General features: G+C 43.5%; 15 protein-coding genes. 11 read left to right on the top strand and 4 right to left on the bottom strand.

The annotated features are described in order from the left end of the window. The first annotated feature begins 70 nt into the window (after positions 1 to 70). The gene (locus VIB_RS07200) at positions 71 to 904 is read left to right on the top strand and encodes a CvfB family protein (RefSeq protein ID WP_004395302.1); all 834 of its coding nucleotides are present in this window, start codon (positions 71 to 73) and stop codon (positions 902 to 904) included. 241 nt (positions 905 to 1,145) lie between these two features. On the opposite strand, the gene rsmF is transcribed toward VIB_RS07200, so the two are convergent. The 4 genes from rsmF to VIB_RS07180 all read right to left on the bottom strand — a co-directional run bounded on the left by rsmF (position 1,146) and on the right by VIB_RS07180 (position 8,409). Next, the gene (gene rsmF, locus VIB_RS07195; protein WP_004395300.1) at positions 1,146 to 2,567 is read right to left on the bottom strand and encodes a 16S rRNA (cytosine(1407)-C(5))-methyltransferase RsmF; all 1,422 of its coding nucleotides are present in this window, start codon (positions 2,565 to 2,567) and stop codon (positions 1,146 to 1,148) included. A gap of 77 nt (positions 2,568 to 2,644) precedes the next feature. Then, positions 2,645 to 5,284 (bottom strand): PqiB family protein, encoded by a 2,640-nt coding sequence (locus VIB_RS07190; RefSeq protein ID WP_040904317.1) that lies wholly within the window; start codon positions 5,282 to 5,284, stop codon positions 2,645 to 2,647. After that, positions 5,277 to 6,536, bottom strand: coding sequence for a paraquat-inducible protein A (locus VIB_RS07185; RefSeq protein ID WP_004395298.1), 1,260 nt, complete (start codon positions 6,534 to 6,536; stop codon positions 5,277 to 5,279). Before VIB_RS07185 ends, VIB_RS07190 begins: the two co-directional genes overlap by 8 nt. 82 nt (positions 6,537 to 6,618) lie before the next feature. Continuing rightward, positions 6,619 to 8,409, bottom strand: coding sequence for an ABC transporter ATP-binding protein (locus tag VIB_RS07180; RefSeq protein WP_004395297.1), 1,791 nt, complete (start codon positions 8,407 to 8,409; stop codon positions 6,619 to 6,621). 84 nt (positions 8,410 to 8,493) lie between these two features. Between VIB_RS07180 and VIB_RS07175 the strand changes: the two genes are divergently transcribed. From VIB_RS07175 to rlmKL, 10 genes are all read left to right on the top strand, one after another. Continuing rightward, positions 8,494 to 8,967 carry a GAF domain-containing protein gene (locus VIB_RS07175; protein WP_004395296.1) on the top strand — a complete coding sequence of 158 codons (474 nt, stop codon included), beginning with the start codon at positions 8,494 to 8,496 and terminating at the stop codon, positions 8,965 to 8,967. A 101-nt stretch (positions 8,968 to 9,068) separates the two neighbouring features. Further along, the gene (proQ, locus tag VIB_RS07170) at positions 9,069 to 9,701 is read left to right on the top strand and encodes an RNA chaperone ProQ (protein WP_004395295.1); all 633 of its coding nucleotides are present in this window, start codon (positions 9,069 to 9,071) and stop codon (positions 9,699 to 9,701) included. A 17-nt stretch (positions 9,702 to 9,718) separates the two neighbouring features. Next, positions 9,719 to 11,716: a carboxy terminal-processing peptidase gene (gene prc, locus VIB_RS07165; RefSeq protein WP_004395294.1), complete on the top strand. Its 1,998-nt coding sequence runs from the start codon at positions 9,719 to 9,721 to the stop codon at positions 11,714 to 11,716. A 182-nt stretch (positions 11,717 to 11,898) separates the two neighbouring features. After that, positions 11,899 to 12,573, top strand: a complete 675-nt coding sequence (locus VIB_RS07160) for a hypothetical protein (protein WP_040904827.1) — start codon at positions 11,899 to 11,901, stop codon at positions 12,571 to 12,573. A 263-nt stretch (positions 12,574 to 12,836) separates the two neighbouring features. Further along, on the top strand, positions 12,837 to 15,446 hold the full coding sequence (gene pepN / locus VIB_RS07155; protein WP_004395292.1) for an aminopeptidase N: 2,610 nt from the start codon (positions 12,837 to 12,839) through the stop codon (positions 15,444 to 15,446). A gap of 72 nt (positions 15,447 to 15,518) precedes the next feature. Continuing rightward, positions 15,519 to 15,740 carry a DUF2835 domain-containing protein gene (locus tag VIB_RS07150; protein ID WP_040904316.1) on the top strand — a complete coding sequence of 74 codons (222 nt, stop codon included), beginning with the start codon at positions 15,519 to 15,521 and terminating at the stop codon, positions 15,738 to 15,740. 184 nt (positions 15,741 to 15,924) lie between these two features. Continuing rightward, positions 15,925 to 20,766 (top strand): NAD-glutamate dehydrogenase, encoded by a 4,842-nt coding sequence (locus VIB_RS07145; RefSeq protein ID WP_004395291.1) that lies wholly within the window; start codon positions 15,925 to 15,927, stop codon positions 20,764 to 20,766. A gap of 71 nt (positions 20,767 to 20,837) precedes the next feature. Then, positions 20,838 to 21,848, top strand: coding sequence for a quinone-dependent dihydroorotate dehydrogenase (pyrD, locus tag VIB_RS07140; protein ID WP_004395290.1), 1,011 nt, complete (start codon positions 20,838 to 20,840; stop codon positions 21,846 to 21,848). Positions 21,849 to 22,014: 166 nt separating this feature from the next. Further along, entirely contained in the window at positions 22,015 to 22,560 is a 546-nt protein-coding gene (locus tag VIB_RS07135; RefSeq protein ID WP_040904315.1) for a cell division protein ZapC, read from the top strand. Positions 22,561 to 23,230: 670 nt separating this feature from the next. Then, positions 23,231 to 25,378 (top strand): bifunctional 23S rRNA (guanine(2069)-N(7))-methyltransferase RlmK/23S rRNA (guanine(2445)-N(2))-methyltransferase RlmL, encoded by a 2,148-nt coding sequence (rlmKL, locus tag VIB_RS07130; RefSeq protein WP_040904314.1) that lies wholly within the window; start codon positions 23,231 to 23,233, stop codon positions 25,376 to 25,378. Positions 25,379 to 25,424 lie beyond the last annotated feature (46 nt).

Below are 25,424 nucleotides of genomic sequence, written 5' to 3'. Positions count from 1 at the left end.
GATACAATTGCGAGAAAGCATAGCAGAGATCACGTATAATCTCTGCAAATTTGCTGTGAGACAATTTTACATGATTAACATTGGTCAAATTAATAGCTTAGAAGTGGTAAAAATCACTGATTTCGGCGTTTTTTTAGATGCGGGAGAGTTCGGTACCACTTTGCTGCCTAAGCGTTACGCACCTCAAGGTGTCGAACTGGGGCAATTTATCGATGTGTTTCTGTTCTTTGATTCAGAGAATCAATTAGCAGCGACAACGGAGACACCGATTGCTCAAGTGGGAGAGTGGGGATTAATGAAAGTCGTCGGTGTGAATAATACCGGAGCATTTGTTGATTGGGGCATTAAAGATAAAGACTTACTAATCCCGTACAGTGAGCAACGTGCGCGCTTTAACGAGGGGCAGACAATTTTAGTTTATGTCTATACCGACAAAGCCTCGGGTCGTATTGTGGGTACCACCAAATTTAATAAATGGTTAGATAAAACACCAGCGCATTATAAGGTTAACCAACCTGTTGATTTGATTATTGCTGAGCGTTCAGAGCTTGGCTTTAAGGCGATCATTAACGGAGCGCATTGGGGGATGATTTTCCCATCGGATGTGTTCGGAAAACTGTTTATCGGTAAAAAAATCAAAGGTTATATCAAAAGTATTCGTCCTGATGGCAAAATCGATCTGGCTCTTCAAAAAGTCGGTGTCGAAAAAATGGATGAGTTAAGTAGCAAAATTTTATCCATGTTAGAGAAAAAACAAGGCTTTTTACCGCTTAGCGATAAATCGACCCCAGAAGAGATTTTTGCCACTTTCCGGACCAGTAAGGGTACGTTTAAAAAAACCATTGGTGGTTTATTTAAGCAAGGAAAGATTGTGATTGAAAAAGACGGTATTCGCCTCGTTTAAGCTAGGTTGAGTATTATTAGCCAAAAAATGGCCCAAAACAGCGTTAGGTTTTGGGCCTTGGGAAACGCGCCAGAAGGGGAGTTGAGCGCGATTTACGGCTATCCCCTTGGTTTGGCTATTATATGGGGATATTGATAAAGTATAGACTAGTGTCCACCGTTTGATACTTATCATTCCTTAACGCTCAGCAATGCTTTTAAATCCGTCTATTAATATCATCAGTGTGGAATGTTCATTGGCTCTAAAATAGATTTTTATCGCGTACTAAATCTCGTGGTAAGCCATTTTTGATCCGATTACCGACCCATTTCCCTAGACCAATCACATCGCCTTGATAACAAACAATCACCTCACCTTGGCCTGATAGGTTTGGCCTGACATCACGTCCCATAAACCACTCACGAGCTTGAACTTTATCTAATTCGACCGATTGTAGCTCTTGTCCGGTTGCTAGCGTTGTGGCGACTTGATGCTGCCAACGGTAGCCCCGTTTGTGTTGCTCAGCAATTTTGATCCCCATCCGAGAAAAACGGAGTTCGCTGAGTAACGGTTCTAAAGCTGAGGGAAAGAGCCAAATGTCATTATCCCGTGACCACACGTGGCTGTCTTCTGGTAAGCGAATGTTCAGTGCATGATATAATTGTTGCTCAATCTCAAGGCGTTGTGCAGGGCCGACTTTAGCGAATGGAAATTTGCCCAAGCGTTTTTTTACAGCTGGTGTTTCCACCGATGCCTGTTTGGTGATTTTGGCGACGAAAAATCCTTCACAGTCATAAACTTGTGGGAAAATATGCAAAAACCCTTCTTCAGTAATGGTCTGTTCAGCACTCGGGAAAAGTTGATCGAGACGAGTGAATGTGACCGCGTCACCATAAGTGTGTTTTAAGTGCCAGCAGACGTCTTGATTCTCTTCACGACTTAACGTGCAGGTTGAATACACCAAAACACCGCCAACCTTGAGCGCCTGAAAAGCACTTTCAATTAAGGACTTCTGGGTTTGTGCGATACTCATTACTGAGGCTTTGCTCCAATTTTTCATCGCATCAGGATCTTTACGTACCGTGCCTTCACCTGAGCAGGGAGCATCAAGTAATACGGCATCAAACTGCTCAGGCAGCCAACCACCAAAAATTTGCCCATCGAAATTGGTCAGAGCGCTATTGCGAATACCGCAACGCTCAATATTGGCGTGTAAAATTTTTACCCGACTGGCGGAATATTCGTTAGCGATTAATACGCCTTGATTATCCATTAACGCCGCGATTTGTGTTGTCTTGGAGCCCGGCGCTGCTGCCATGTCTAATACATGTTCAAAAGGCGCTCCAGATTGCATAAATAGGGCAGAGACGGGCATCATCGAGCTGGCTTCTTGGATATAGAATAAGCCAGCCATATGTTCTGCAGTATTACCTAAAGGGACTTGTTCTTCATCTGCGGTAATCCAAAAGCCGCTCTCGCACCAGGGGATAGGTTCTAAGTACCAACCTTTGTCTGCGGCTCGGGTTTGAAAGTCAGCGACAGATATTTTTAAGGTGTTAACACGAATACTTTTTCTGAGTGGTCGTTGGCATGCAGCAATAAAGTCATTCAGGTTCAGTGTTGAGGGCAATATTTCAGCGATGGTAGCGAGGAACTCTTCGGGTAGTGCGACAGTGGAATGCAAAACAGTGTCTCTATAGGCGGAATAGGCGGATTCTGGCCGCGATTATATACGCATCGCGGCCAGACTTGAAGTTTATCTCAAGGTCTAGGTATCGCTGTTCGCCAGCGTTTCCATTCTTCTTGTGGTTTGGAGTGAAGATAAAAAGATTGGCCAGCTTGAGCAGGAGGAGCAAGCTGCTTTTGTTCTGGCGTTGCAAAAGTAATCCCACCGCGAACTATACTTTCCAGTGTTCCTGACTTGATATTCGCTCCAGTCAATCCAATTGAGACATCTACGCCCGACGTGTTCCAAAATAGGCTATTACGGCGAACTAAATAAGCATAGTCGGGATCAATATCGATTGTTGAGATAACCCGATCAGCAAGAGCGCCCAGTTGGATGTCAATCACTCTGCCAACTTCAATATCACGATAAAAGACCGGGGTTCCGACATTAATTGAACCACGGTATTCGGTTTGTAGTGTAAACCTGACACCACTCGGTGAGTAAGGCGCAGAAGCGAGGTGAAAAGTGTGTTGCTCAGCACCTTGGCCGGGATAGACTTCGATACTCGGTGAGACAAGATTCTCTAAATTAGTGATGCCTTGTAAACTGACATTGGCTTTGGCTACCCAAAATACGCTCGTTGCACGAGTAATAAAAGGGGCGTATTCGGGATGAATACGAGCAGAAAAAGTCACTTGTGATTGACTAAAGCTCGGTGAAACGGCGATAACTTCACCGACTTGTACACCTTGATATTTGATTGGAGTACCTTGGTTGACCCCTTCATTATGCTTTGCCAGTAACGTAATGGCTTCACCAAACTGTTGTGCTTGTTGGTAGTTGGCGTAAAGCTTCCAACGCCCATCGAGTTTGTTTTCTACTCCAGGCAAGGTATCAAAGGCAATACCACCTTGGAGCAGGCTTTGTAACGGTGCCGCTTGGATACGAAGACCATCAGTCAAAGAGGCATTTACTTCAATACCAGAATGATTCCAGAATACAGTTTGCTCATTAATTAAATGTTGGTATTGGTTATCAATACTGACTTCCACCTCAACACCTTCTTTTTGTAACTTAAATTGGGTGACATGACCAACGGGTAAATGACGAAACAGTAGCGGGCTACCAATTTGTACCGGAGGCAAGGTATCGGCACTGAGGCGCAAGGCGCGAGAACCCGATTGTTGATACGCCGCCAGCTCTGCTAGTGATGGGTTAGCATACAGAGAATAGCGTTCAAGTACGGTTTCTTCGCCTTCACTAATAAAGCTGATAGCCCCACTCAGGAGTTGCTTCACAGGAGGAAGTGAGAGATTAATGCCCGCACGGCCAAGTTCAGCACGCATTGAACCATCAACATAAAAACGGTTTTTTGAGCGAATTAATGACTGATATTGTTGCTCGATAACTGCGTGGAATTCGACGAGGTCAGCACTAAGCTGAACATCTTTTATCACGCCAATTCGTACCCCTCGATATAAAATTGCAGCGCCGGAGGTTAAGCCATAAGCATGTTCTGCGGTGAGGGTAATAGAAAAAGTATGCGATTGAGATTGTTGATACTCAATTTTTCTGAGTGCCGTAAATTGTCGAGTACGTTCACCGTCACCCGGTTGTAAAGTGAGGTAATTACCTTTGATTAAGTTAGATAAATTTTCTAAGCCAGATAGTGAGACTTTGGCTTCTTGTAAAATGAACTGACTGCCGGTGGTGAGTAGCTCATTTAATGACGGTTGAATCGCAGCATGAGCAATAATTTGTGTATTATCCTCATTCAGTTGTAAATGAGTGATCTGTCCGATCTCTAATCCGCGATACATAATGGGCGATCCAGAAGCGTTAATCCCACTGTCATCAGGCAGTGTAATCGTGATCGGAATGCCGCGCCCGGCCGTTTTGAGATCTTGGTAAAGAATAAATTCACTAAATTGAGCGGCGGGTTCACCGCTATCGGGAGAGTCGACGGCAATCGCTCCGCCAATTAAGGCGCTTAAACTTTCTAAACGAACGTCAATTCCATCAAAGCCTAATGAGGTGCCAATGCCGCTGACGTTCCAAAAACGACTTTCTTTGGTGATCAAATGGCGATATTCAGATTCAATGGAGACTTGTAACACGATGGATTGTGCATCTTTGGCAAGCTGATAGCTAAACACTTCACCAATCGGGATTTTTTTATAAACAATCGGTGAGCCAATAGAAATACCGCCAAGATCGTTGGCTCGCAAGGTGATTTGTAGCCCACCATTGGAGACCAAGTCGGATGGGGCGCGATCTAAAGCATGATATATCTGCGGGTGATTTTCTTGCCCAGAACCTCCAGGATGCAGAGCAATATAATTACCAGACACCAAAGCATCCAATCCTGAAACACCAGACAAACTGGCGGTGGGTTTCACTAACCAAAAGCGTGTGGTATCAGAAAGTAATTGGGTAGCTTCGGGATAGATATCCGCTTCGACGTAGATGCTGTTTAACTCGGGAGCGAGTTTTATTTCCCGTACCATACCGACTTCTAATCCCTGATAGCGAATCGGTGTTCTCCCAGCGACGAGCCCTTGTGCATCCGAAAAATGAATTTGGATACGTTCACCAGCGTCATGTATCGCTTTACCGACCAGCCAACCTGCGAGCAATAAGGTGAGGATCGGTAGTATCCATAAAGGGGAGACCCCTTTATTGGATTTGATCTGCGGAGAGTAAGACGCTTGGGTCATTGGTGGTTTATTCATTACAAGACTCGCTGTGTTTTGTCTCTTGCTGATAATTATCCCACAATAGACGGGGATCAAGGCTTTCTGCCGCTAACATGGTTAATACGACCACAAAGCCAAAGGCTAGGGCACCATCACCAGGGATAAAATTAAGTAACTGGCCCCGATCGACCAAGGTCAACATAATGGCAATTACAAATAAATCGAGAACTGACCATTTTCCAACCCATTTTATCGCATAGAAAATACTCATTCGCTGCCGATGATAACGGCTACGTCGATATCGAATGGCCAGTAACAAGTAGATAAGCCCGAAAATCTTCATCACAGGAACGACAATGCTGGCAACAAAGATAATCGCGGCAATGCCATACATACCTGAATTCATTAGCGAAGCCACACCCGATAAAATGGTATCTTCAAGACGTTGCCCATTGGTGATCAATATAGAGATAGGAAGTAGATTCGCGGGAATGATGGCAATACTCGCGGCGATAACATAGGCCCAAGTGCGTTCGATTGAACGAGGTTTTCGATGATAAAGTGGGTGATAGCAGCGAATACAACGGGCGTTTTCGTGTTGCGATAAGTGGCAATGATGGCAATGGACTTGTTTATCCGTTTGAGCAGGGTAATCTTGCTCGGGTTTCCATGCTTCCCAATAGCGACGAATGCTAATTCTGCTGAGTAATAACACAGTAAAAATTTGCAAGAGCACTAAACTGAACAGCGCAGGGCCAATAAATATATCCGCGTAATCGCTCAATTTAAAGCTTGAAACCGCAACGCTGACCAAAAAGACATCAATCATTGCCCATGCTTTTAACTGCTGCATGATCCAGACCGAATAGCGTAAACCAAGAAACCAGTGATAACGTAGCGCAATATGGGCGGTAACGATGGAGGCAAAGACCAGAAATGGGGCTAGGGAGCTGCAAAAAAACACCAGTAGAGCCAGAATCACGTATCCTTCATTCGCTAGAGCGATGATCCCCGCAGATAAGGATGCAGGGATCATCACGCCGATCAAACGGATAGTTAAAAAGTCAAAGGCATGAGCAGGAAAAAACAGCAGTAAACAGGTGACTGCAATCGCTAAATTACCCGATAACGATGGGCTGCCACCTCGATAAAGTTGGGTCCCGCAGCGAGGGCAATGGGCACTTTTACCGCGCGGCACATCGACAACATCAACGGGCAATTCACATCCCTGACACAAACGAAGGTGGTTCGTGTTGGATGTATGTTGAGTGAGTGGCGTGCTAGACATCAGCGGTCACTCAATATTCGGTGACGATGTCACCGAATGGGTACATGAATTGCAGCTAATGACTGCCATAAGGCAAACGGAACTATGACTGAATAGCGCCATATAATGTTTGATAAAGTCCTTGCTGTTCAAGTAACTCTCCATGTGTACCAATTTGACTCACTCGCCCATCTTCTAATACATAAATCAAATCGGCTTGTTTCACGGCCGACAGCCGATGAGCAACAATCAGCGTAGTTCGTCCTTTTAAAAATCCACTTAATGCACGATGCAGTGCAGCTTCAGTTGCGGTATCGAGTGCTGACGTCGCCTCATCTAAAATTACCAATTTAGGATCACTTAATACCATTCTAGCAATAGCTAAACGTTGACGCTGGCCACCAGAAAGACGGATACCGTTACGACCAATGGGAGTATCCAATCCTTGACTGAGTTGGTGGGTGACATCTTGCAGTTGCGCTACTTCTAATGCATGCCAAAGCGAGGCGTCATCATAATCACCACCGAGGGTTAAATTATGCCTTAAAGTGTCGTTGAAAAGTATAGGTTGTTGTAATACCACCGCAATTTGACTGCGGATAATCTCAAAACCAATATCATCACACCGTTCGCCATTAAAATAAATTTCACCTGAATCTGCTCGATATGCTCCGAGTAGTAATTGAATCAACGTTGATTTTCCGCCACCACTGGCCCCGACTAAAGCGACTTTTTTGCCCGCGGGTATGGATAAAGATAGCTCATCAAGCACCTTTTTCTCGCCATCATAAGAAAAGTTAACTTGTGAGAGTGTCACCGTTACGGGTTGATGCTGAGTAAATGGGTTAACTTTACTGATCGGACGATACTCTTCCTCAAGCTGCAATAAGGTATTAATTCGTGTCAGTGCTGCTTTCGCGCTATACCAAGAAAATTGAATACCCAGCAGCTCTTGTACTGGTCCTAACATAAACCATAAGTAGCCAAAAACCGCAAAAATTTGTCCGATAGTCAGGTCGCTAAATAGCACCATTAACATTGCGACCGCACGAAACAGCTCAAAGCCCAGTAGAAAGAGTAAAAAGGAGAGTCGCCCCGCCGCTTCAGCTTGCCAAGCGTATTTATCGGCATTGGCTCTCACTTCATTGGCATTGATTTTGAGTTGAGTTAAAAATTCCCGCTCTTTGTTGGCGGCCCTAAGCTGATAGATACCATCTAAGGTTTCGACTAAGCGATTTTGAAATTTCTCAAATGCTTGATTCTCGCGTTTTTTGAGATGTTTGACTTGGCTGCCTAGTAGGCGAGAAAAATAGATAACAATTGGGTTAACCAATAGGATAAATAATCCTAATCGCCAATCAAGCCACAGTAGCACTAAGGCTGTGCCTAACACCGTCAGTAAACTGATTAAAAATTTACTCAATGTTGAGCCAATAAATTGATCGATGGTTTCAATGTCGGTCACTAAATGGGCATTAATTCCGCCACTGCCGCGCGTTTCGTACTGACGAATGCTGATTCGGCCTAGCTTATCAATCATCTTACAGCGCATTTGATAGGTAACCGTCTTCGATACTCGTGTAAATTGCCGACTTTGTACAATATTCAGCAGTTGGCTACCAGTGCGCATGAGCACCACCAGTAATAAAGTGAATAGGATATATCCAGTGGGTGTTTGCCAATCAGTTGGCAGGAGAGTATCCATTAAGGCTAGACCACCAGCGGGTTGATTAAGTAATACTTCATCGACCATCAATGGCATCAACAAGGGAATAGGCACACTGATTAAAGTAGCAACGATGGCAATAAAATTGGCATAAAGCAGCGGACGTTGATGTTTTTTTACTTGAGTTATCAACCAAGAACGGCTAATAGTGTCATGATTATTGGTCATTATAATGAGAATGCATCCTATTTAGTTAGATAGGTATTGTACGAAGAACAATAAGTGAAGTCTTTAATTTTATTGGGAATGAATATGAACTTAGCAGATTACCAACGTTTAACGAAGCAAGCCGTCGCTTTACTCGAATCTGAAACCGACTTAGTGGCTAACTTAGCGAATTTAAGCGCTCTATTAAATATGGAATTGAGCGACCTAAACTGGGTTGGGTTTTATCTCTTACAGAATGATGAATTAGTGTTAGGCCCATTTCAAGGTAAACCCGCTTGTGTTCGTATTCCGGTAGGACGTGGAGTATGTGGGACGGCTGTTGCCACCAATACTGTACAACGTGTAGATGATGTGCATGCTTTTGTTGGTCATATCGCTTGTGATGCCGCCAGTAACTCGGAATTGGTGATCCCGTTCACTCTCTGCGAGCAATTGGTCGGTGTGTTAGATATTGATAGCCCAACTATTGCTCGCTTTTCAGAAATTGACCAGCAAGGACTGGTATTTTTAATGACGGAAGTAGAAAAGGTGCTTAATTCACACGCGAACAAGGCATAAATTCGCCTTTGCCAGTGGTTTTTCGTACTCAGGTCACTATAATACCGAACATATTTTATTATTTATGCCCCGCGGACCAGCCGCATCAACCAGGAATCCTCATGGAAAACACTGAAAAGTTAAAAAACAGCAAAGAAGTGATTGCGTATATTGCTGAATGTTTCCCTAACTGCTTTACTTTAGAAGGTGAGGCTAAGCCTCTTAAAATTGGTATTTTTCAAGATCTTGCTCAGCGTCTCAATGAAGATCCTAAAGTAAGCAAAACTCAACTTCGTGCAGCACTAAGACAGTACACTTCGTCATGGCGTTATCTGCATGGTGTTAAAGCTGGTGCGGTTCGTGTTGATCTTGATGGTAATGCTTGTGGTGAACTTGAGCAGCAACATGTCGATCATGCTCAAGCTGCGTTAGCGGAAAGCAAAGCCCGCGTTGATGCGCGTCGTAAAGAGCAAGCGAAGAAAGTGCGTGAAGAGGCCAATAAAGCCAAGCCAAAAGCGAAAAAACCTCAACCACGTCGTGCACAAACACAAGATGTGACGGCAAAGACAGAGAAAAAACCAGTTGAAACGCGCGTGTTACAAGCTGACGAAATGAAGGTTGGCAAAGAAGTCAATGTGAACATGGGCAAAGGCAACATGGCTGCGACCATCGTTGAAATTAATAAGGAAGATGTGCGTGTTCAACTCGGTAACGGCCTGCAAATGGTTGTGAAGACGGAGCACTTGCGCGCTTAAAGGAGATATTCCTAAGCATGAAATGCCGTTCAAAATTAACATCAATTGCTGCTGGCCTATGGCTGGCAGCTTTTTCTGTTCAGGCGATAGAAGCCAATCTCAAGATTGAGGATCTTCCTCTTCTTACCCCACAAGCTCAACATGAAACCGCCAGTAAGCGAGTAACGTCACGTTTTACTCGTTCTCACTATAAACACTTCTCTTTAGATGATGCGTTTTCTCAAGCTATTTTCGACCGTTATGTTGGCATGTTGGATTACAATCGTAATCTCTTTACTCAGGCCGATATTGACGCTTTTAAACCTTGGTCAACCCAGTTAGATGATCAGTTAAAAGCAGGCAATAATCAGATAGCGTTTGAATTGTATAATCTTTCAGTGCGTAAACGTTTTGAACGTTTCCAATACGCGTTGTCGCTCCTTGACCATGAAATGACCTTTGATAACGACGAGTTCATTGAACGCGATCGCTCCAAAGCCGCATGGCCGAAAGATCAAGCAGAAGTCGATGAGCTATGGCGTCAGCGTGTTAAATTTGATGCATTGAACTTGAAATTAACGGGTAAAACATGGCCAGAAATTCAAGAAACGCTGGCTAAACGTTATAATAATGCGATCAAACGTTTAACACAGACCAATAGCGAAGACGTTTTTCAAGTCTATATGAATGCCTTCGCTCGGCAGATCGATCCTCACACTAGCTATTTATCTCCTCGCAATGCTGCTCAATTTCAATCAGAGATGAATTTATCTCTTGAAGGGATTGGCGCGGTATTACAGATGACGGACGATTATACGGTGATTCGCTCATTAGTCGTTGGTGGCCCTGCGGCGACCAGTCGACAGTTGAGTGAAGGGGATCGCATTATCGGTGTTGGTCAAGAGAAAGGTGATATTGTTGATGTGATTGGCTGGCGTCTCGATGATGTCGTGCAGTTAATTAAAGGGCCGAAAGGCACTAAAGTGCAACTGCAGGTCTTACCGGAAGGTAATAACGCAAAAAGTCACATTGTCACTATTGTCCGAGATAAAATTCGTCTTGAAGACCGAGCGGTGAAGTCTAAAGTTATCGAACAAGATGGCAAAAAGATTGGTGTCCTTGAAGTACCTAGTTTTTATGTAGGCTTAGCACAAGATACCGATAAGTTACTGACGGAGCTAAAAGCCAGCGGAATCGACGGTATCATCATCGATTTACGTAATAATGGTGGTGGCGCATTAACGGAAGCCACGGCACTTTCTGGTTTATTTATTACCAGCGGTCCTATTGTGCAGGTACGCGATAGTTATGGCCGAGTGAATGTTAATAGCGATACTGACGGAAAAATCAGTTATCAAGGTCCAATGACGGTTTTGATCAATCGATTCAGTGCCTCCGCATCTGAGATTTTTGCCGCGGCCATGCAAGACTATGGTCGAGCGATTATTCTTGGTGAAAACTCATTCGGTAAGGGTACGGTTCAGCAGCATCGCTCCTTAAATCATATCTATGATTTATTTGAACAAGAGCTTGGTTATGTGCAATACACGATTCAGAAGTTTTATCGAATTGATGGTGGCAGTACCCAAAATCGCGGTGTGATCCCTGATATTGTGTTCCCGAGTGCCATTGATGCTAGCGAAACAGGGGAAAGTGTTGAAGAGAATGCGCTACCTTGGGACCGGATTGATCCGGTTAAATACCAAGTATTGCATGACTTTAGTGCGACGATTGCCAAGCTCGATCAGCGTCATCAAACTCGGATCTTAGCGGATCAAGAGTTTAGTTTTATCTTGCAGGATATTGAAAAATATCAAGCAGAAAAAGACGATAACTTACTGTCTTTAAATGAAAAGCAACGTAAGCAAGAGATGGAACAAGCCGATAAACAGCGATTGGATAGAATTAATCTTCGCCAAGCCTCCCTTGGCAAGGAACCATTTGCAACCTTGAGTGATGTTCCCAAAGACTATGAAACCCCAGATGCTTATTTGAATGAATCAGTATCGATCATGGTGGATATGCTCAAGATTTGATTCTTCCTATCTTGATGAGTGAAAGCGAGCCAATTGGCTCGCTTTTTTATAACCGTTTGTTTTATCGTTGTTAATTTTAAATAATTGTGCAGATCAGAAGAATTTATGATGTGATTTTCATCGAAATTTCGCATTATAAATTGAAACCGCCTAAGCTTAAAATAAAAGCATTAGGGGGCACGATGAAATGGATTGCACTATTTATTGCTTGCTTCAGCTTAACGGCAACGAGCCCACAGTTAGAAGCGCGTTATCACTCAAGGCAAGATTTGACTCAGTTTGATGTGCCTTTTTTGCTTGGCGATTGGTTTCTGTTTAACTCTGCGCCAGAGAAATCGAAAGAAAACTTTCTCGTCGTTCGCTTAACCATCAAATCGGATTATTCATTTTTAATTGATATACAAAAGAAAGACTACAGTATTGATCACTGGCAAGGGCAATATTCGCTCAATCAAGATAGCTTGATCCTTGGTATTGATAGCAACACACCACAGCACTATTTTTATCAAGCGAATCATAATCAGTTAATGCTTAATGGCGTTATTTTTACCAAGATGCTAACCAGTCCGTTAGCGGGGACTTGGTCAGGGGACTCATTGGCTGGCAGCGATCAATCATTGCTTAATTTACAAAGTCTCGATTTAATTTTACAACCCGATTTCATCTTCTTTTTTCGTGCAACGGGCCAAAATGGTAATCAAACCGTACAACAAGGGGTGTTTTATACCGAAGATGAACAATTGGTCCTGCTGTATCCCCATGGTGAACATAATACACGCTTTCAACTTAACCAAAATCGCTTAACGTTAGACATTGAGCAGGGCATGCTCTACGCCGAATTGAATCGAATTCGTTAGTCGCTCTTTTCTCCATAATGTTACAGATGGATGATTTTCTTTGTTCTGCAGTGCGTCAGCTTGACGCTTTATCGTGTTATTACCTTTATTTTTGACCTTATCGCTAAAACCTAATATCGCGTTCGAGGATACATCGGGCGAAAATCTGTCATTTTTTCGGTCTAGGGGTTGTTATTGGTGAAAACAAGATTAAGATCAGTTGATTAACATCAAGGTTTCTCAACCTAACTCTTCATCTGTTTACGTCAAAAAGGATTCCGACCATGGCGACAAGCCCATTAGCCAAGTATCGTAAAGATTATCAGGCTCCCTCTCATTATATTGATCGTATTGATCTAACCTTTGATTTGCACGATCACGCGACTGTCGTTACGGCGGTTTCTCACGTTGAGCAACAGGCTGACAGCTCAACACTATTGCTGGATGGTGAAGGGCTAGTATTAACATCATTAAAAATTAATGGTGAAGAGTGGCAACACTTTACCAAGTCAGAGGCTCATTTAGAAATAACTCAACTACCTCAGCAGTTTGAATTAACCATTGTGACGGAAATCGATCCTCAAAGTAATACCGCATTAGAGGGACTCTATAAGTCCGGTGGAGCTTTCTGTACTCAGTGTGAAGCGGAAGGGTTTCGTCGCATCACTTATTTCCTTGACCGTCCAGACGTCTTAGCCAAATACACCAGTACCGTGATTGCCGACAAAGCCTTATATCCATACTTGCTAAGTAATGGCAATAAAATTGCTCAAGGTGAGGCTGACAATGGTCGTCATTGGGTCAAGTGGCATGATCCCCATCCTAAACCAGCGTATTTATTTGCTTTGGTCGCGGGAGATTTTGACGTCTTGCGTGACCAGTTTATCACTCGTTCTGGTCGTCACGTTGATTTGGAAATTTTCGTTGATAAAGGCAATTTAGATCGCGCAGGCCATGCGATGACTTCACTAAAAAATTCCATGAAATGGGATGAGCAGCGGTTTGGTTTAGAATACGATCTGGATATTTATATGATCGTAGCTGTCGATTTTTTCAATATGGGGGCGATGGAAAACAAAGGGTTAAATATTTTTAACTCAAAATTTGTGTTAGCCAATGAGAAAACGGCGACGGATACTGATTATCTTGGTATTGAAGCGGTTATTGGCCATGAATATTTCCATAACTGGACGGGCAACCGAGTTACTTGTCGTGACTGGTTTCAATTAAGCTTAAAAGAAGGCTTAACGGTATTTCGCGATCAAGAATTCTCTTCTGATCTTGGTTCGCGAGCGGTGAATCGCATTCATAATGTCCGGATTATTCGTGGCCCGCAATTTGCGGAAGATGCAAGCCCAATGTCTCATCCTATCCGTCCGGATAAAGTAATAGAAATGAATAACTTCTACACACTGACTGTTTATGAAAAGGGCAGTGAAGTGATTCGGATGATGCATACCTTATTAGGTGAGAAAGCGTTCCAGCAAGGGATGAAGCTTTATTTTGAACGCCATGATGGTACCGCAGCAACTTGTGAAGATTTTGTTTTAGCGATGGAAGAAGCAAGCGGTATTGATTTAACTCAATTCCGTTTATGGTATAGCCAATCGGGTACACCATTACTTAAAGTGACGAGTCATTATGATGACCAAGCACAAACGTACGCATTAACAGTTGAGCAAAATACAGAGCCAACGCATGATCAGCCAGAAAAATTGCCACTGCATATTCCGTTTGATATTGAACTGTATCATGAAAATGGTGAAATTATTCCGTTACAGTGTAATGGAAAGGCCGTTTCTAATGTACTCAATGTGACTCAAGCCAAGCAGACGTTTGTCTTTGAGAAGGTCACTAGCCAACCGATCCCGTCTTTATTACGTGAGTTTTCTGCTCCGGTAAAACTTGAGTATGACTACCGTGATCAAGAGTTAAGCTTTTTAATGAGGCATGCGACTAACGCTTTTGCACAATGGGATGCTGGGCAGATGTTGTTGGCAAAATACATTCGAGCGAATGTTGAAGCTGTTCAGCAACAACAAAAAGTCACCTTACCTGAAGCGGTTATCGATGCTTTTCGTGGTGTGCTGCTCAGTGATAAACTTGAGCCAGCTTTTATCGCTGAAATGCTGGCTTTACCGAATCATAATGAAGTATCAGGTTGGTATAAGCAGGTGGATGTCGATGCGATTGCCAAAGTACTGCATGAACTGAAAGTGATGTTAGCCACGGAGCTAGAAGATGAACTCAGTGCCACTTATCATTCATTAACTCAGGCTGAATATTCGATTGAGCATGCGGCGATTGGTCAGCGTACTTTACGTAATACCTGTTTAGGTTTATTGGCTTTCACTGAGCAAGGCAACCGTTTGGTCCAACGTCAGTATCAGCAAGCCAACAATATGACCGACACGATTGCCGCAATGAGCGCGGCGAATAGTGCTCAATTGGCTTGTCGAGAAACGCTGATGGCTGATTATAGTGCGAAATGGCAACACGATGGATTGGTGATGGACAAATGGTTTGCTTTGCAAGGATCGAATCCTGCTGAAGATGCCTTGGATGTCATTCAAGCCACGATGCAACACTCCGCTTTTAGCTTGAAGAATCCTAACCGCATTCGTAGCTTAATTGGTTCATTCTTTACCATGAATCCGGTTAATTTCCATGCACTTAGTGGTGAAGGTTATCGCTTTGCGGGGCAGATATTGCGTGAGTTAAACAGCAGTAATCCTCAAGTAGCTTCTCGTTTAATTGATCCATTACTCAAGTTTCGACGTTATGACGAGCAGCGACAAGCATTAATGAAACAGCAGTTAGAAGCGTTACAGTCACTGGATGATCTTGCGCGTGACTTATTTGAAAAAGTCAGCAAAGCGCTTGAACAAGCCTAACTTGTTCGATATTTACTCATTGATCGGGTGCTGGAAAGGAACCTCGTTTCCAGCACCATTTAAAGCACAATTATGAACTACTATTTTTTCTCTCTTAACATCTCTTATCAAACTTTCCTTGCTCATTATTCTGGGTTAGCCAGCCACATTCTAGTCACTACCGAACATGGCTTACGTTTACAATTACCGGCTGCAAAATTTCGCCCATTTCTTAGCCAAATTGGAGTAAAAGGTCGATTTCGTCTAACAACTGACCAAAACAATAAGTTTATAAAGTTAGATATGCTGTCCTGAGGTAAATTTGTGGTGATTTGAATCGCTACGCCTGTCACATTATTAAACATTTCACTATCAATTGCGTCCAAATGCGTTAACGAACGGTTAGCAAAGCACTACAATAGGCCTCGCATTACCGTAAGTTACAACTATGCTTAGCGCATACCCTACCAGCCTATAATTCTAATATTTGGAGTCGCATATGACCGCGCGTGAAAGTTTGATGCCGGTTCTACTTGAAAAAGTATACCAGCTAATTCAAGACAAACTTGAGCTTGCTCACCAACCTCTTGTTACTCAACTCGGCCAACACCTATTTAGTAATGTTGCGCAAGACGATCTTAGTAAACGTAATGAATCTGACTTATACGGTGCCGTAGTCAGTCTTTGGCATCATATTAATGAAAAGAAAGCCGACCAACGTTCGGTACGTGTATTTAACCCAACCGTCAGTAAACATGGTTGGCAATCGACTCATACGATCGTTGAAATTGTCGTACCCGATACTCCTTTCCTTGTTGATTCAATCAAAATGACGTTAAGTCGTCTCGATTTAACATCACACTTAATGTTAAACGGCCCAACGCACATAGAACGAGATAACAACGGTGCGGTGCTTAGCATTGGTCAAGGTGCTGGCGCGTTGCAATCACTTTTTCATATTGAAGTGGATAGATTAAGCAGCAAAGAAGAGATGACGGCGTTAAAAGAAGAGCTGTTGGAAATCCTCAGTGATACAGCTTTGGTGGTCCAAGATTGGAAACCAATGGCGAGTAAGCTTGAGCAAGTGATTGAGGAGTTAGAGTCGCATAAAAACCATATTCCGGTTGATGCTGAACATTATCAAGAAACTCTCGTTTTCTTACGCTGGCTTGGCGCGCATAATTTCACTTTCATGGGTTATAAAGAATTTGATCTGGTTAATCACGACGATGACACTGAGCTTCGACCTACGCCAGATGCAGGATTAGGCTTATTTTCGGATCCGAAACGGGTTCGTGGTGTGAAGTTATCACAGTTTTCCGACTCTGCTCGTTTAGAAGCGAAGAAGCCTTTCTTACTGATCCTGACTAAAGGCAACAAACAGTCGCGCATTCATCGCCCAGCGTATACCGATTATATTGGCATTAAGAAATTTGATGCCAATGGTAAAGTGATTGGTGAGCATCGTTTCACGGGTTTATACACCTCAGCAGTTTATAACCAAACGGTCGAAAGTATCCCACTGGTTCGTGAAAAAGTACAACGCATCCTAACAGCAAGTGGCTATCGTGCGGGCTCTTATGCCTACAAAGCATTACACAATATTTTAGAGAACTATCCTCGCGATGAGCTTTTGCAAGCGAAAGAAGAGGAGCTTCTTGAAGTGGGGATGGGGGTTGTGCAAATGCAAGACCGTGACCTGATCCGTTTATTTGTTCGCAAAGACCCCTTTGGCCGTTTCTTCAGTTGTATGGTCTATGTTACCAAAGAGCGTTACAACACCGAGTTACGCCGTCAAACACAGCGGCTATTAAAGCAGTATTTTGGTTGTGAACAAGAAGTGGAATTCACCACCTATTTTTCTGAAAGCCCGCTAGCGAGAACGCATTATATTGTGCGGGTAGAAAATAACAGTGCCAATATTGATGTTAAGAAGATAGAGCAAAATTTAATGGAAGCATCAACCAGCTGGGATGACCGTTTATCCGAAGCAATTATTGCCAACTTTGGCGAAAGTTCAGGTTTATCATTAGCCAAAGAGTATCAACGCGCTTTTCCTCGCTCTTATAAAGAAGATGTCATGCCAGGCTCAGCGGTTGCGGATATTGAACGATTAGAAGCCCTGAATGAAGATAACAAACTTGGCATGCTGTTTTATCGTCCTCAAGAAGAGGCGAAAGATTCTAAGGCGGTGCGCTTAAAACTGTATCATCGCGATGAGCCGATTCATCTGTCCGATGTGATGCCAATGTTAGAAAACCTTGGCTTACGTGTCATCGGTGAATCGCCATACGAAGTGACGAAGACCAATGGCCAAGTCTATTGGATTCTAGATTTCTCTATGCTGCATAAGAGCGAGAAGCAAGTTGATTTGCGTGAAGCACGCGATCGTTTCCAACAAGCATTTTCAGCCATTTGGCATGGCGAATTAGAGAGTGATGGTTTTAACCGCTTAGTGCTTGGTGCTTCTTTAACTGGACGTGAGATTTCTATTTTACGCGCTTATGCACGTTATATGCGTCAAGTCGGTTTCCCATTCAGCCAACACTATATTGAAGATACCTTAAGTCATTACCCTGATTTAGCGAAAGGGTTGGTTGATCTGTTTGTACGTCGTTTTGATCCTAAATTTAAAGGTTCGCAAAAAGGCCAAGCGGAGCTGATTGCTCAGTTAACCGAGCAATTGGATCATGTCGAAAGTCTCGATGATGATCGTATTCTTCGCCGTTATATGGAAATGATCTGCGCAACGTTACGTACGAACTATTTCCAAATGGATGAAGAGAAACAACCGAAACCTTGGCTGGCTCTTAAGCTAAAACCACGGGAAATTCCTGATATCCCAGCTCCCGTACCTGCCTTTGAAATTTTTGTCTATGCGCCGGATATGGAAGGGGTTCACCTGCGTGGTGGTAAAGTTGCCCGTGGTGGTTTACGTTGGTCTGATCGCCAAGAAGATTTCCGAACCGAGATTTTAGGCTTAGTAAAAGCTCAACAAGTAAAAAATACCGTGATTGTTCCCGTTGGAGCGAAAGGCGGTTTTGTTTGTAAGAAACAGCACTTACTGACTGGACGAGATGAAATCTTTGCCGAAGGACAGCGTTGTTACAAGCGCTTTATCCAAGCATTATTAGATGTCACGGATAACATTGTTGAAGGTGAAATTGTCCCGCCACGTAATGTGGTTCGTCATGATGAAGATGATCCTTATTTGGTTGTCGCTGCCGACAAAGGGACAGCGACCTTCTCTGATTTAGCAAACTCCGTTTCAGCGGATTACCAATTCTGGTTAGGGGACGCGTTTGCCTCTGGTGGCTCTAATGGTTATGACCATAAAGCCATGGGTATTACTGCTCGTGGTGGTTGGGAATCGGTTAAACGTCATTTCCGTGAACTCGGTATTAACTGTCAAACGACGGATTTTACCGCGGTCGGTATCGGTGATATGGCGGGCGATGTGTTTGGTAATGGTATGTTGTTATCGCAACATATTCGTTTACAAGCCGCTTTTAACCATCTGCATATCTTTATTGATCCAAGTCCAGATGCTCAAACAAGCTGGCAAGAGCGGCAACGTCTGTTCCAATTACCACGCTCTAGCTGGGAAGATTACAATCCAAGCTTGATCTCGCAAGGTGGTGGCGTTTTCTCTCGCAAAGCGAAATCAATCGCGCTTAGTCCAGAAATTCAAAAAATGCTTGGTACTAAGAAAGCGTCAGCCGCTCCGAATGAACTGATCAAGATGATCCTGAAAATGCAGGTTGATCTTCTGTGGAATGGTGGGATCGGCACTTACATCAAATCATCGAAAGAATCGCATGCCGATGTCGGTGATAGAGCGAATGACGCACTGCGTATTGACGGTCGTGAAGTCAAAGCCAAAATTATTGGTGAAGGTGGTAACCTAGGTATGACTCAGCAAGGGCGGGTAGAGTACGCGCTCACTGGTGGGCGAGTGAATACCGATTTCGTTGACAACGTAGGTGGGGTTGATTGCTCGGATAATGAAGTCAATATTAAGATCTTCTTGAATGGTTTAGTCGCCAATGGCGATCTAACCGTAAAACAGCGCAACCACATCCTAGAATCCATGGAAGAGGAAGTCGGTGAAATTGTTATTGAAGATGCTTATACCCAATCAGAGTCTATTTCGGTGACCGAGCAATTGGGCGTTGAGGTGGTTAAAGAGCAAATTCGTTTCATTCATCACATGGAGAAAACGGGTTATCTTGACCGCGCCTTAGAGCATATTCCTGATGACGAAACGTTGTTAGAAAGAGAGAAACAAGGTTTTGCATTAACTCGACCAGAGCTTGCCGTGCTGGTGGCCTATGGAAAAATGGCCTTAAAAGAGGAGTTGGCTTGTGATGAGATAGCTAATGATCAATTCCATGCGCAGCAATTGATTCAGTACTTCCCATCAAAGTTACGCGGTGACTATTCGCAGCAGATGCACAACCATCCACTGCGTAAAGAAATCATTGCCACCGCGTTAGCTAACCAAATGGTTAATGAAATGGGCTGTAATTTTGTGACGCGTTTGCAAGAAGAGACTGGAGCTAGCGTCACGGATATAGCTCATTCTTATGCCGCTGCCCGTGAAATTTTCGAGCTCGGTAGCGTATTGCAGCAAGTTCGTTCACTGGATAATCAAGCGACAGCGAGTGCTCAATATCAAGTGATGTTCCAAGTTCGTCGAACGTTGCGTCGTCTATCTCGTTGGTTGCTGCGTAATCGCACTGGAAAACAGTCCGTGCAAGCGCTCATTGATCAGTACCAATCGGACGTACGCAGTATTACTCGTCAGTTAGATAGTTTGCTGGTGGCTGATGAAGTTGCTGAACATGATTTGCTGGCGAATAGCTGGATAGAACAAGGCATTAATTCGGACTTAGCGCATTATGTCGCTCGTCTATCCAGCCTTTACTCGGTACTGGATATCTCTACCGTCTCTCATGAGAAAGCGATTCCAGTAGAGCATGTCGCTAAATTATATTTTAATCTGGGCGATCGTTTATCGATTCATTGGTTCTTGAAACAGATAAATAATCAAGCGGTTGAAAATAACTGGCAGGCATTGGCAAGAGCGGCATTTAGAGAAGATCTCGACTGGCAGCAACGCCAATTAACGGCGCAAGTGCTTAATGCGGTCAATGGTTCAGAGACTACGGATGTGATTCATGCTCTGCAACGTTGGATGGACAATAACAGCGTTTCACTGCAGCGTTGGGAAAACATTCTTAATGAATTTAAAGTGGGCTCGGTTCATGAGTTTGCTAAGTTTTCCGTTGCGATGCGTGAATTGATGTTGCTCAACTTAAATTGTGTAGCGACCGAATAAGCATTGAATTGTGCGACAAATAGGTCAATAATAACGCCCCGTTTATACGGGGCTTTTTTTTCGGAGGCACAATGCTTTACCGCTTAGCCAGAGCTGGCTTTTTTCAATTGGATGCTGAAAGGGCGCATGATCTCGCCATTCAAAATTTCAAACGCTTTACCGGTACACCGCTTGATCTCTTCTATCGTCAACACCTTCCTCATCGTCCTGTCGAATGCATGGGACTCACGTTTAAAAATCCTGTTGGTTTAGCCGCTGGCCTTGATAAAAATGGTGAATGCATTGATGCGTTTGCCGCGATGGGCTTTGGATTTATTGAAGTGGGCACAGTGACACCTCGACCGCAATCAGGTAATGATAAACCTCGTTTATTTCGTTTAGTGCATGCTGAAGGTATCATTAATCGAATGGGCTTTAATAACCTGGGTGTTGATCACTTAGTGGAGAAGGTAAAGCAAGCGAATTATGATGGCATCATTGGGATCAATATTGGTAAGAATAAAGACACGCCAATTGAAAAGGGTGCTGAAGATTATTTAATTTGTATGGAGAAGGTGTATCCCTATGCTGGTTATATTGCGGTGAATATTTCTTCCCCCAATACCCCTGGGTTGCGAACGTTACAATATGGTGAAGCTTTAGATGAGTTACTCTGCGTCTTAAAACAGAAGCAGACCGCGCTGGCTGAGCAACACAACAAATACGTACCTCTAACCTTAAAAATTGCACCAGACCTAACGGATGATGAGCTGCAGCAAATTTGCCAATCTTTACTCAAGCACAATATCGACGGGGTGATTGCTACCAATACCACTTTAGATCGTACTTTAGTGGAAGGAATGAAATTTGCTAATGAGGCAGGGGGACTGAGTGGCCGTCCACTGCAATCACGCAGCACTGAAGTCGTAAAACTATTATATCAACAGCTCGGTGAACAAATTCCAATCATTGGTGTTGGAGGAGTGGATAGCTATGTGGCAGCAAAAGAGAAATTGCTGGCGGGTGCTAAGTTAGTCCAAGTGTACAGTGGCTTTATTTATCATGGCCCTAAATTGGTCAGCGATATTGTGAAGAATTTATAACGTGTTGAATTAAATTCTGATTTTTAAAAAGTGACAAGGTGACATCAAGAGGAAGTGAGTAACTCATTTCCTCTTTTTTTTTATTCCATGCTTCCTAGAATGGCACTAATAGGTAAGAAATTTTTATCTGATTGGTTTGATCATCAGCAAATAGAGAGCCGGAATAATGCTAAAGCCCAGTGATAAATGGAGTTGGTACTATTCAGATAGTGAAGGCTATTTGATGCTGGACCTTGGACAAGAGATGGTCTTTCGCACTAATCTGAGTCGCAATCTATTGGTTGATTCCGCTTTCTCGAATCCTTCATTTACGGTCGATGATGCTTCCGATTACCAAACGTACAAAGAACGGATCAGTGGTCTTCAACTCACCGAGCCACGTCAAGTTGAATTGGCACTGTATTGCGTGGCAGCGAAGCGTTTCCATAAGCCTGTGCAGCCAAAGAGCTGGTTTTTTGATTATCAATCAGTCACGGATACTAAACCTGAAGAGGGTGATATTGTGGGTTTAGTAAATGGCTTCAATCAAGGTTTTTTTATCGTACTTGAGGTTGGAGAGAGTGCGAGTTTGTGTGCGTTAATTGAACTAGAACCGTTTATATTAAGCACGACGAAACAGTTAGAGTTCGGTCAAGTGATTAAAGTGATGCATGACCGAATGTCCATAGCCAACCACATCCTTCAGCCAGAGCGAGTTGCTTTGGTTAGCTAGTTTCCCTCATCATTTCGTTCCTTTGTTTTATTTCCTATCGGCGTTCTGCCGATTTTTTTTGTCTCTATATTGCCAAAACTCCCAGCGAACATTGTTAATCAACTGAAAGAGCGCGATATTCTGCGCAAAATTTAGAGATTAATTTCCGGAAACGTGACACAGCAAAGCCTTGAAAACGGAGGTTAGGAGTGTCAAAAGTTCCCGTTTTACCGTTAAATGGTGTTTTATTACAACCGGTGTTGCTGCTTGGTATAGTCCAGTTTTGTTGTGAATAAATACTCACTCCTTTGTTGGCGCAGGGAATTCGACATTGATTAAGATGGGCAAGGAGACTAATAAGAAGTGTTAACAGACAGCGGCAATAGTTTTGTAGTAAGTTTGTACCGGCTTTGGAGCCAATCAATCGTCCTTTCCAAAGGGGGTTAATTGACTATTCGATTTAGGCTTCTAAGCTGCAATCGTGTTGGCTGTGTTCGTTATCTCAATTGTTTAAGGATGCTCATTGGATGCCAGGCTTGTCGCCGAGCTGCAGCGCCACGTTGTTTGGGTATCGATAAAGTGCTAGGCGAGTTATAACGATGATTTTTTGTAAAAATGGTCGGTTTAACTTTAGGAATGGCCTTTAATGTCAGTTATAATCTGAGGCCATTTTTACCAGTTAAAGAACCCTATGAATCAATATCTAGCAGTAACCTCAAATGGCCTTGAAAATCTATTAGCCGAAGAACTCACACAATTAGGCATCACTAATGTAAAACCCGTTCAGGCCGGGGTGAAATTTACCGCTTCCAATGAACAGATTTACCGTTGCTGTTTATGGAGTCGATTAGCTTCTCGATTTGTTCGTGTTGTTGCTGAGTTTGCTTGCCAAAATGATATGGACTTATATCTTTCGGCTAGCGCGATTAACTGGGTCAATCATTTCCATAGTTCGAAGCAATTTGTGGTCGATTTTAATGGTACTAACCGCGAAATTCGTAATAGCCAATATGGTGCGATGAAGGTTAAAGATGCCGTTGTTGACTGCTTTACTAAGAAAAACTTACCACGCCCTTCGATCAATAAAGAGCAACCGGATGTAAGAATTCACGTTCGTTTACATAAAGATAAAGCGCTGCTTGGTATTGATATGGTCGGAGCGGGTTTACATATTCGTGGTTATCGCCCTGAATCGGGCCGAGCTCCATTGCGAGAAACATTGGCTGCAGCGATTGTATTACGTAGTGGCTGGGAAAGTACCAAGCCTTTACTCGATCCAATGTGCGGTTCTGGTACCTTATTGATTGAAGCTGCGATGATGGCGGCGAATATTGCTCCAGGTTTAAAAAGAGCCAAATGGTGTTTTGAAGCATTAGAAGATTTTCAACCCGAGCTGTGGGCAGAAGTGAAAGCTGAAGCAACAGTGCAAGCGAGAAAGGGCGTCAAGAAAACTGACGCAAGGTTTTTTGGCTTTGATAATGACAGCCGTGTTTTACAAATGGCTAAAGATAACGCACGTCGAGCCGGTGTAGAGAGCTTAATTCAATTTGACGTTGGTGATGCTGCGAAGTTGACTCGTCCTGCAGAGTTTACTCAGGGGGTGATTATTTGTAATCCACCTTACGGCGAACGTTTAGGTACTCATCCCGGTCTTATTGCTTTATATACCGCTTTCGGCGCTCAATTAAAAACCGAGTTTGGCGGCTGCCAAGCGTCCATTTTCTCTGGATCGGATGAGCTATTAAGCTGTTTACGCATGCGAGCAGAAAAACAGTTCAAATTAAATAACGGTGCGTTACCGTGTCACCAAAAGAATTATCTGATTGCGGAGCGCGAACAGGCTCAATTAGAGGGGATGCAGCAAGCTCCGACGCAGCAGATTGCCCCTGATTTTTCCAATCGTTTGAAAAAAAATCTCGCGAAAATTGCTAAATGGGCGAAGCGTGAAGGCTTAGATTGTTATCGTATTTACGATGCCGATCTACCTGAATATAACGTTGCGATTGACGTTTATGTTGATCAATTGGTCATCCAAGAGTACGCGCCACCGAAAACCATTCCTGAAGAAACGGCTAAACGTCGTCTGACGGATATTATTCGAGCTGCGATTCAGGTAACGGGCGTTGATGCCAATAAGGTCGTATTAAAAGTCCGTGAACGTCAAAAAGGCAGTGCTCAATATCAAAAGATGGCTCAACAATCTCAAACCTTTGCGGTTAACGAGTATGGTGTCAAATTGTTGGTCAATCTGCATGATTACCTCGATACTGGCTTATTCCTCGATCATAAACTGACTCGCCGTCGTTTAGGTCAAATGGCGAAAGGATGCGACTTCTTAAATCTCTTTGCTTATACCGGCTCGGCAACCGTGCACGCTGCGTGTGGTGGGGCGAAGTCGACAACCACCGTTGATATGTCCAATACCTACCTAGAATGGGCAAAAGAGAACATGAAACTCAACGGTCAAGTGGGAAGACAGCACCAATTTGAACAAGCCGACTGTCTGAAGTGGCTAGACAATGCCAACGGCCAGTATGATCTTATCTTTATTGATCCGCCGACTTTTTCTAATTCGAAACGAATGGAGCAGTCGTTTGATGTACAAAGAGACCACATTTTGTTGATGAAGAATCTTAAGCGTATTTTGCGCCCAGGCGGCACGGTGGTTTTCTCAAATAATAAGCGTCATTTCAAAATGGACATGGACTCGCTGCAAGAACTTGGCCTATTGGCGCAAAATATTTCGGCTCAAACACTGCCAATGGATTTTGAGCGTAACAAGCAAATCCATAACTGTTGGTTAATCACTCATCAACCGCAACAACCAGGTTTAGTGTGACTTTAAGTGACAATGTAACTAAAGTTCAGCTTACTTACCAAGGTGG

The sequence above is a fragment of the Vibrio metschnikovii CIP 69.14 genome, assembly GCF_000176155.1.
Lineage (GTDB): Bacteria > Pseudomonadota > Gammaproteobacteria > Enterobacterales > Vibrionaceae > Vibrio > Vibrio metschnikovii.
This window is presented reverse-complemented; position numbering and strand designations above follow the sequence as displayed.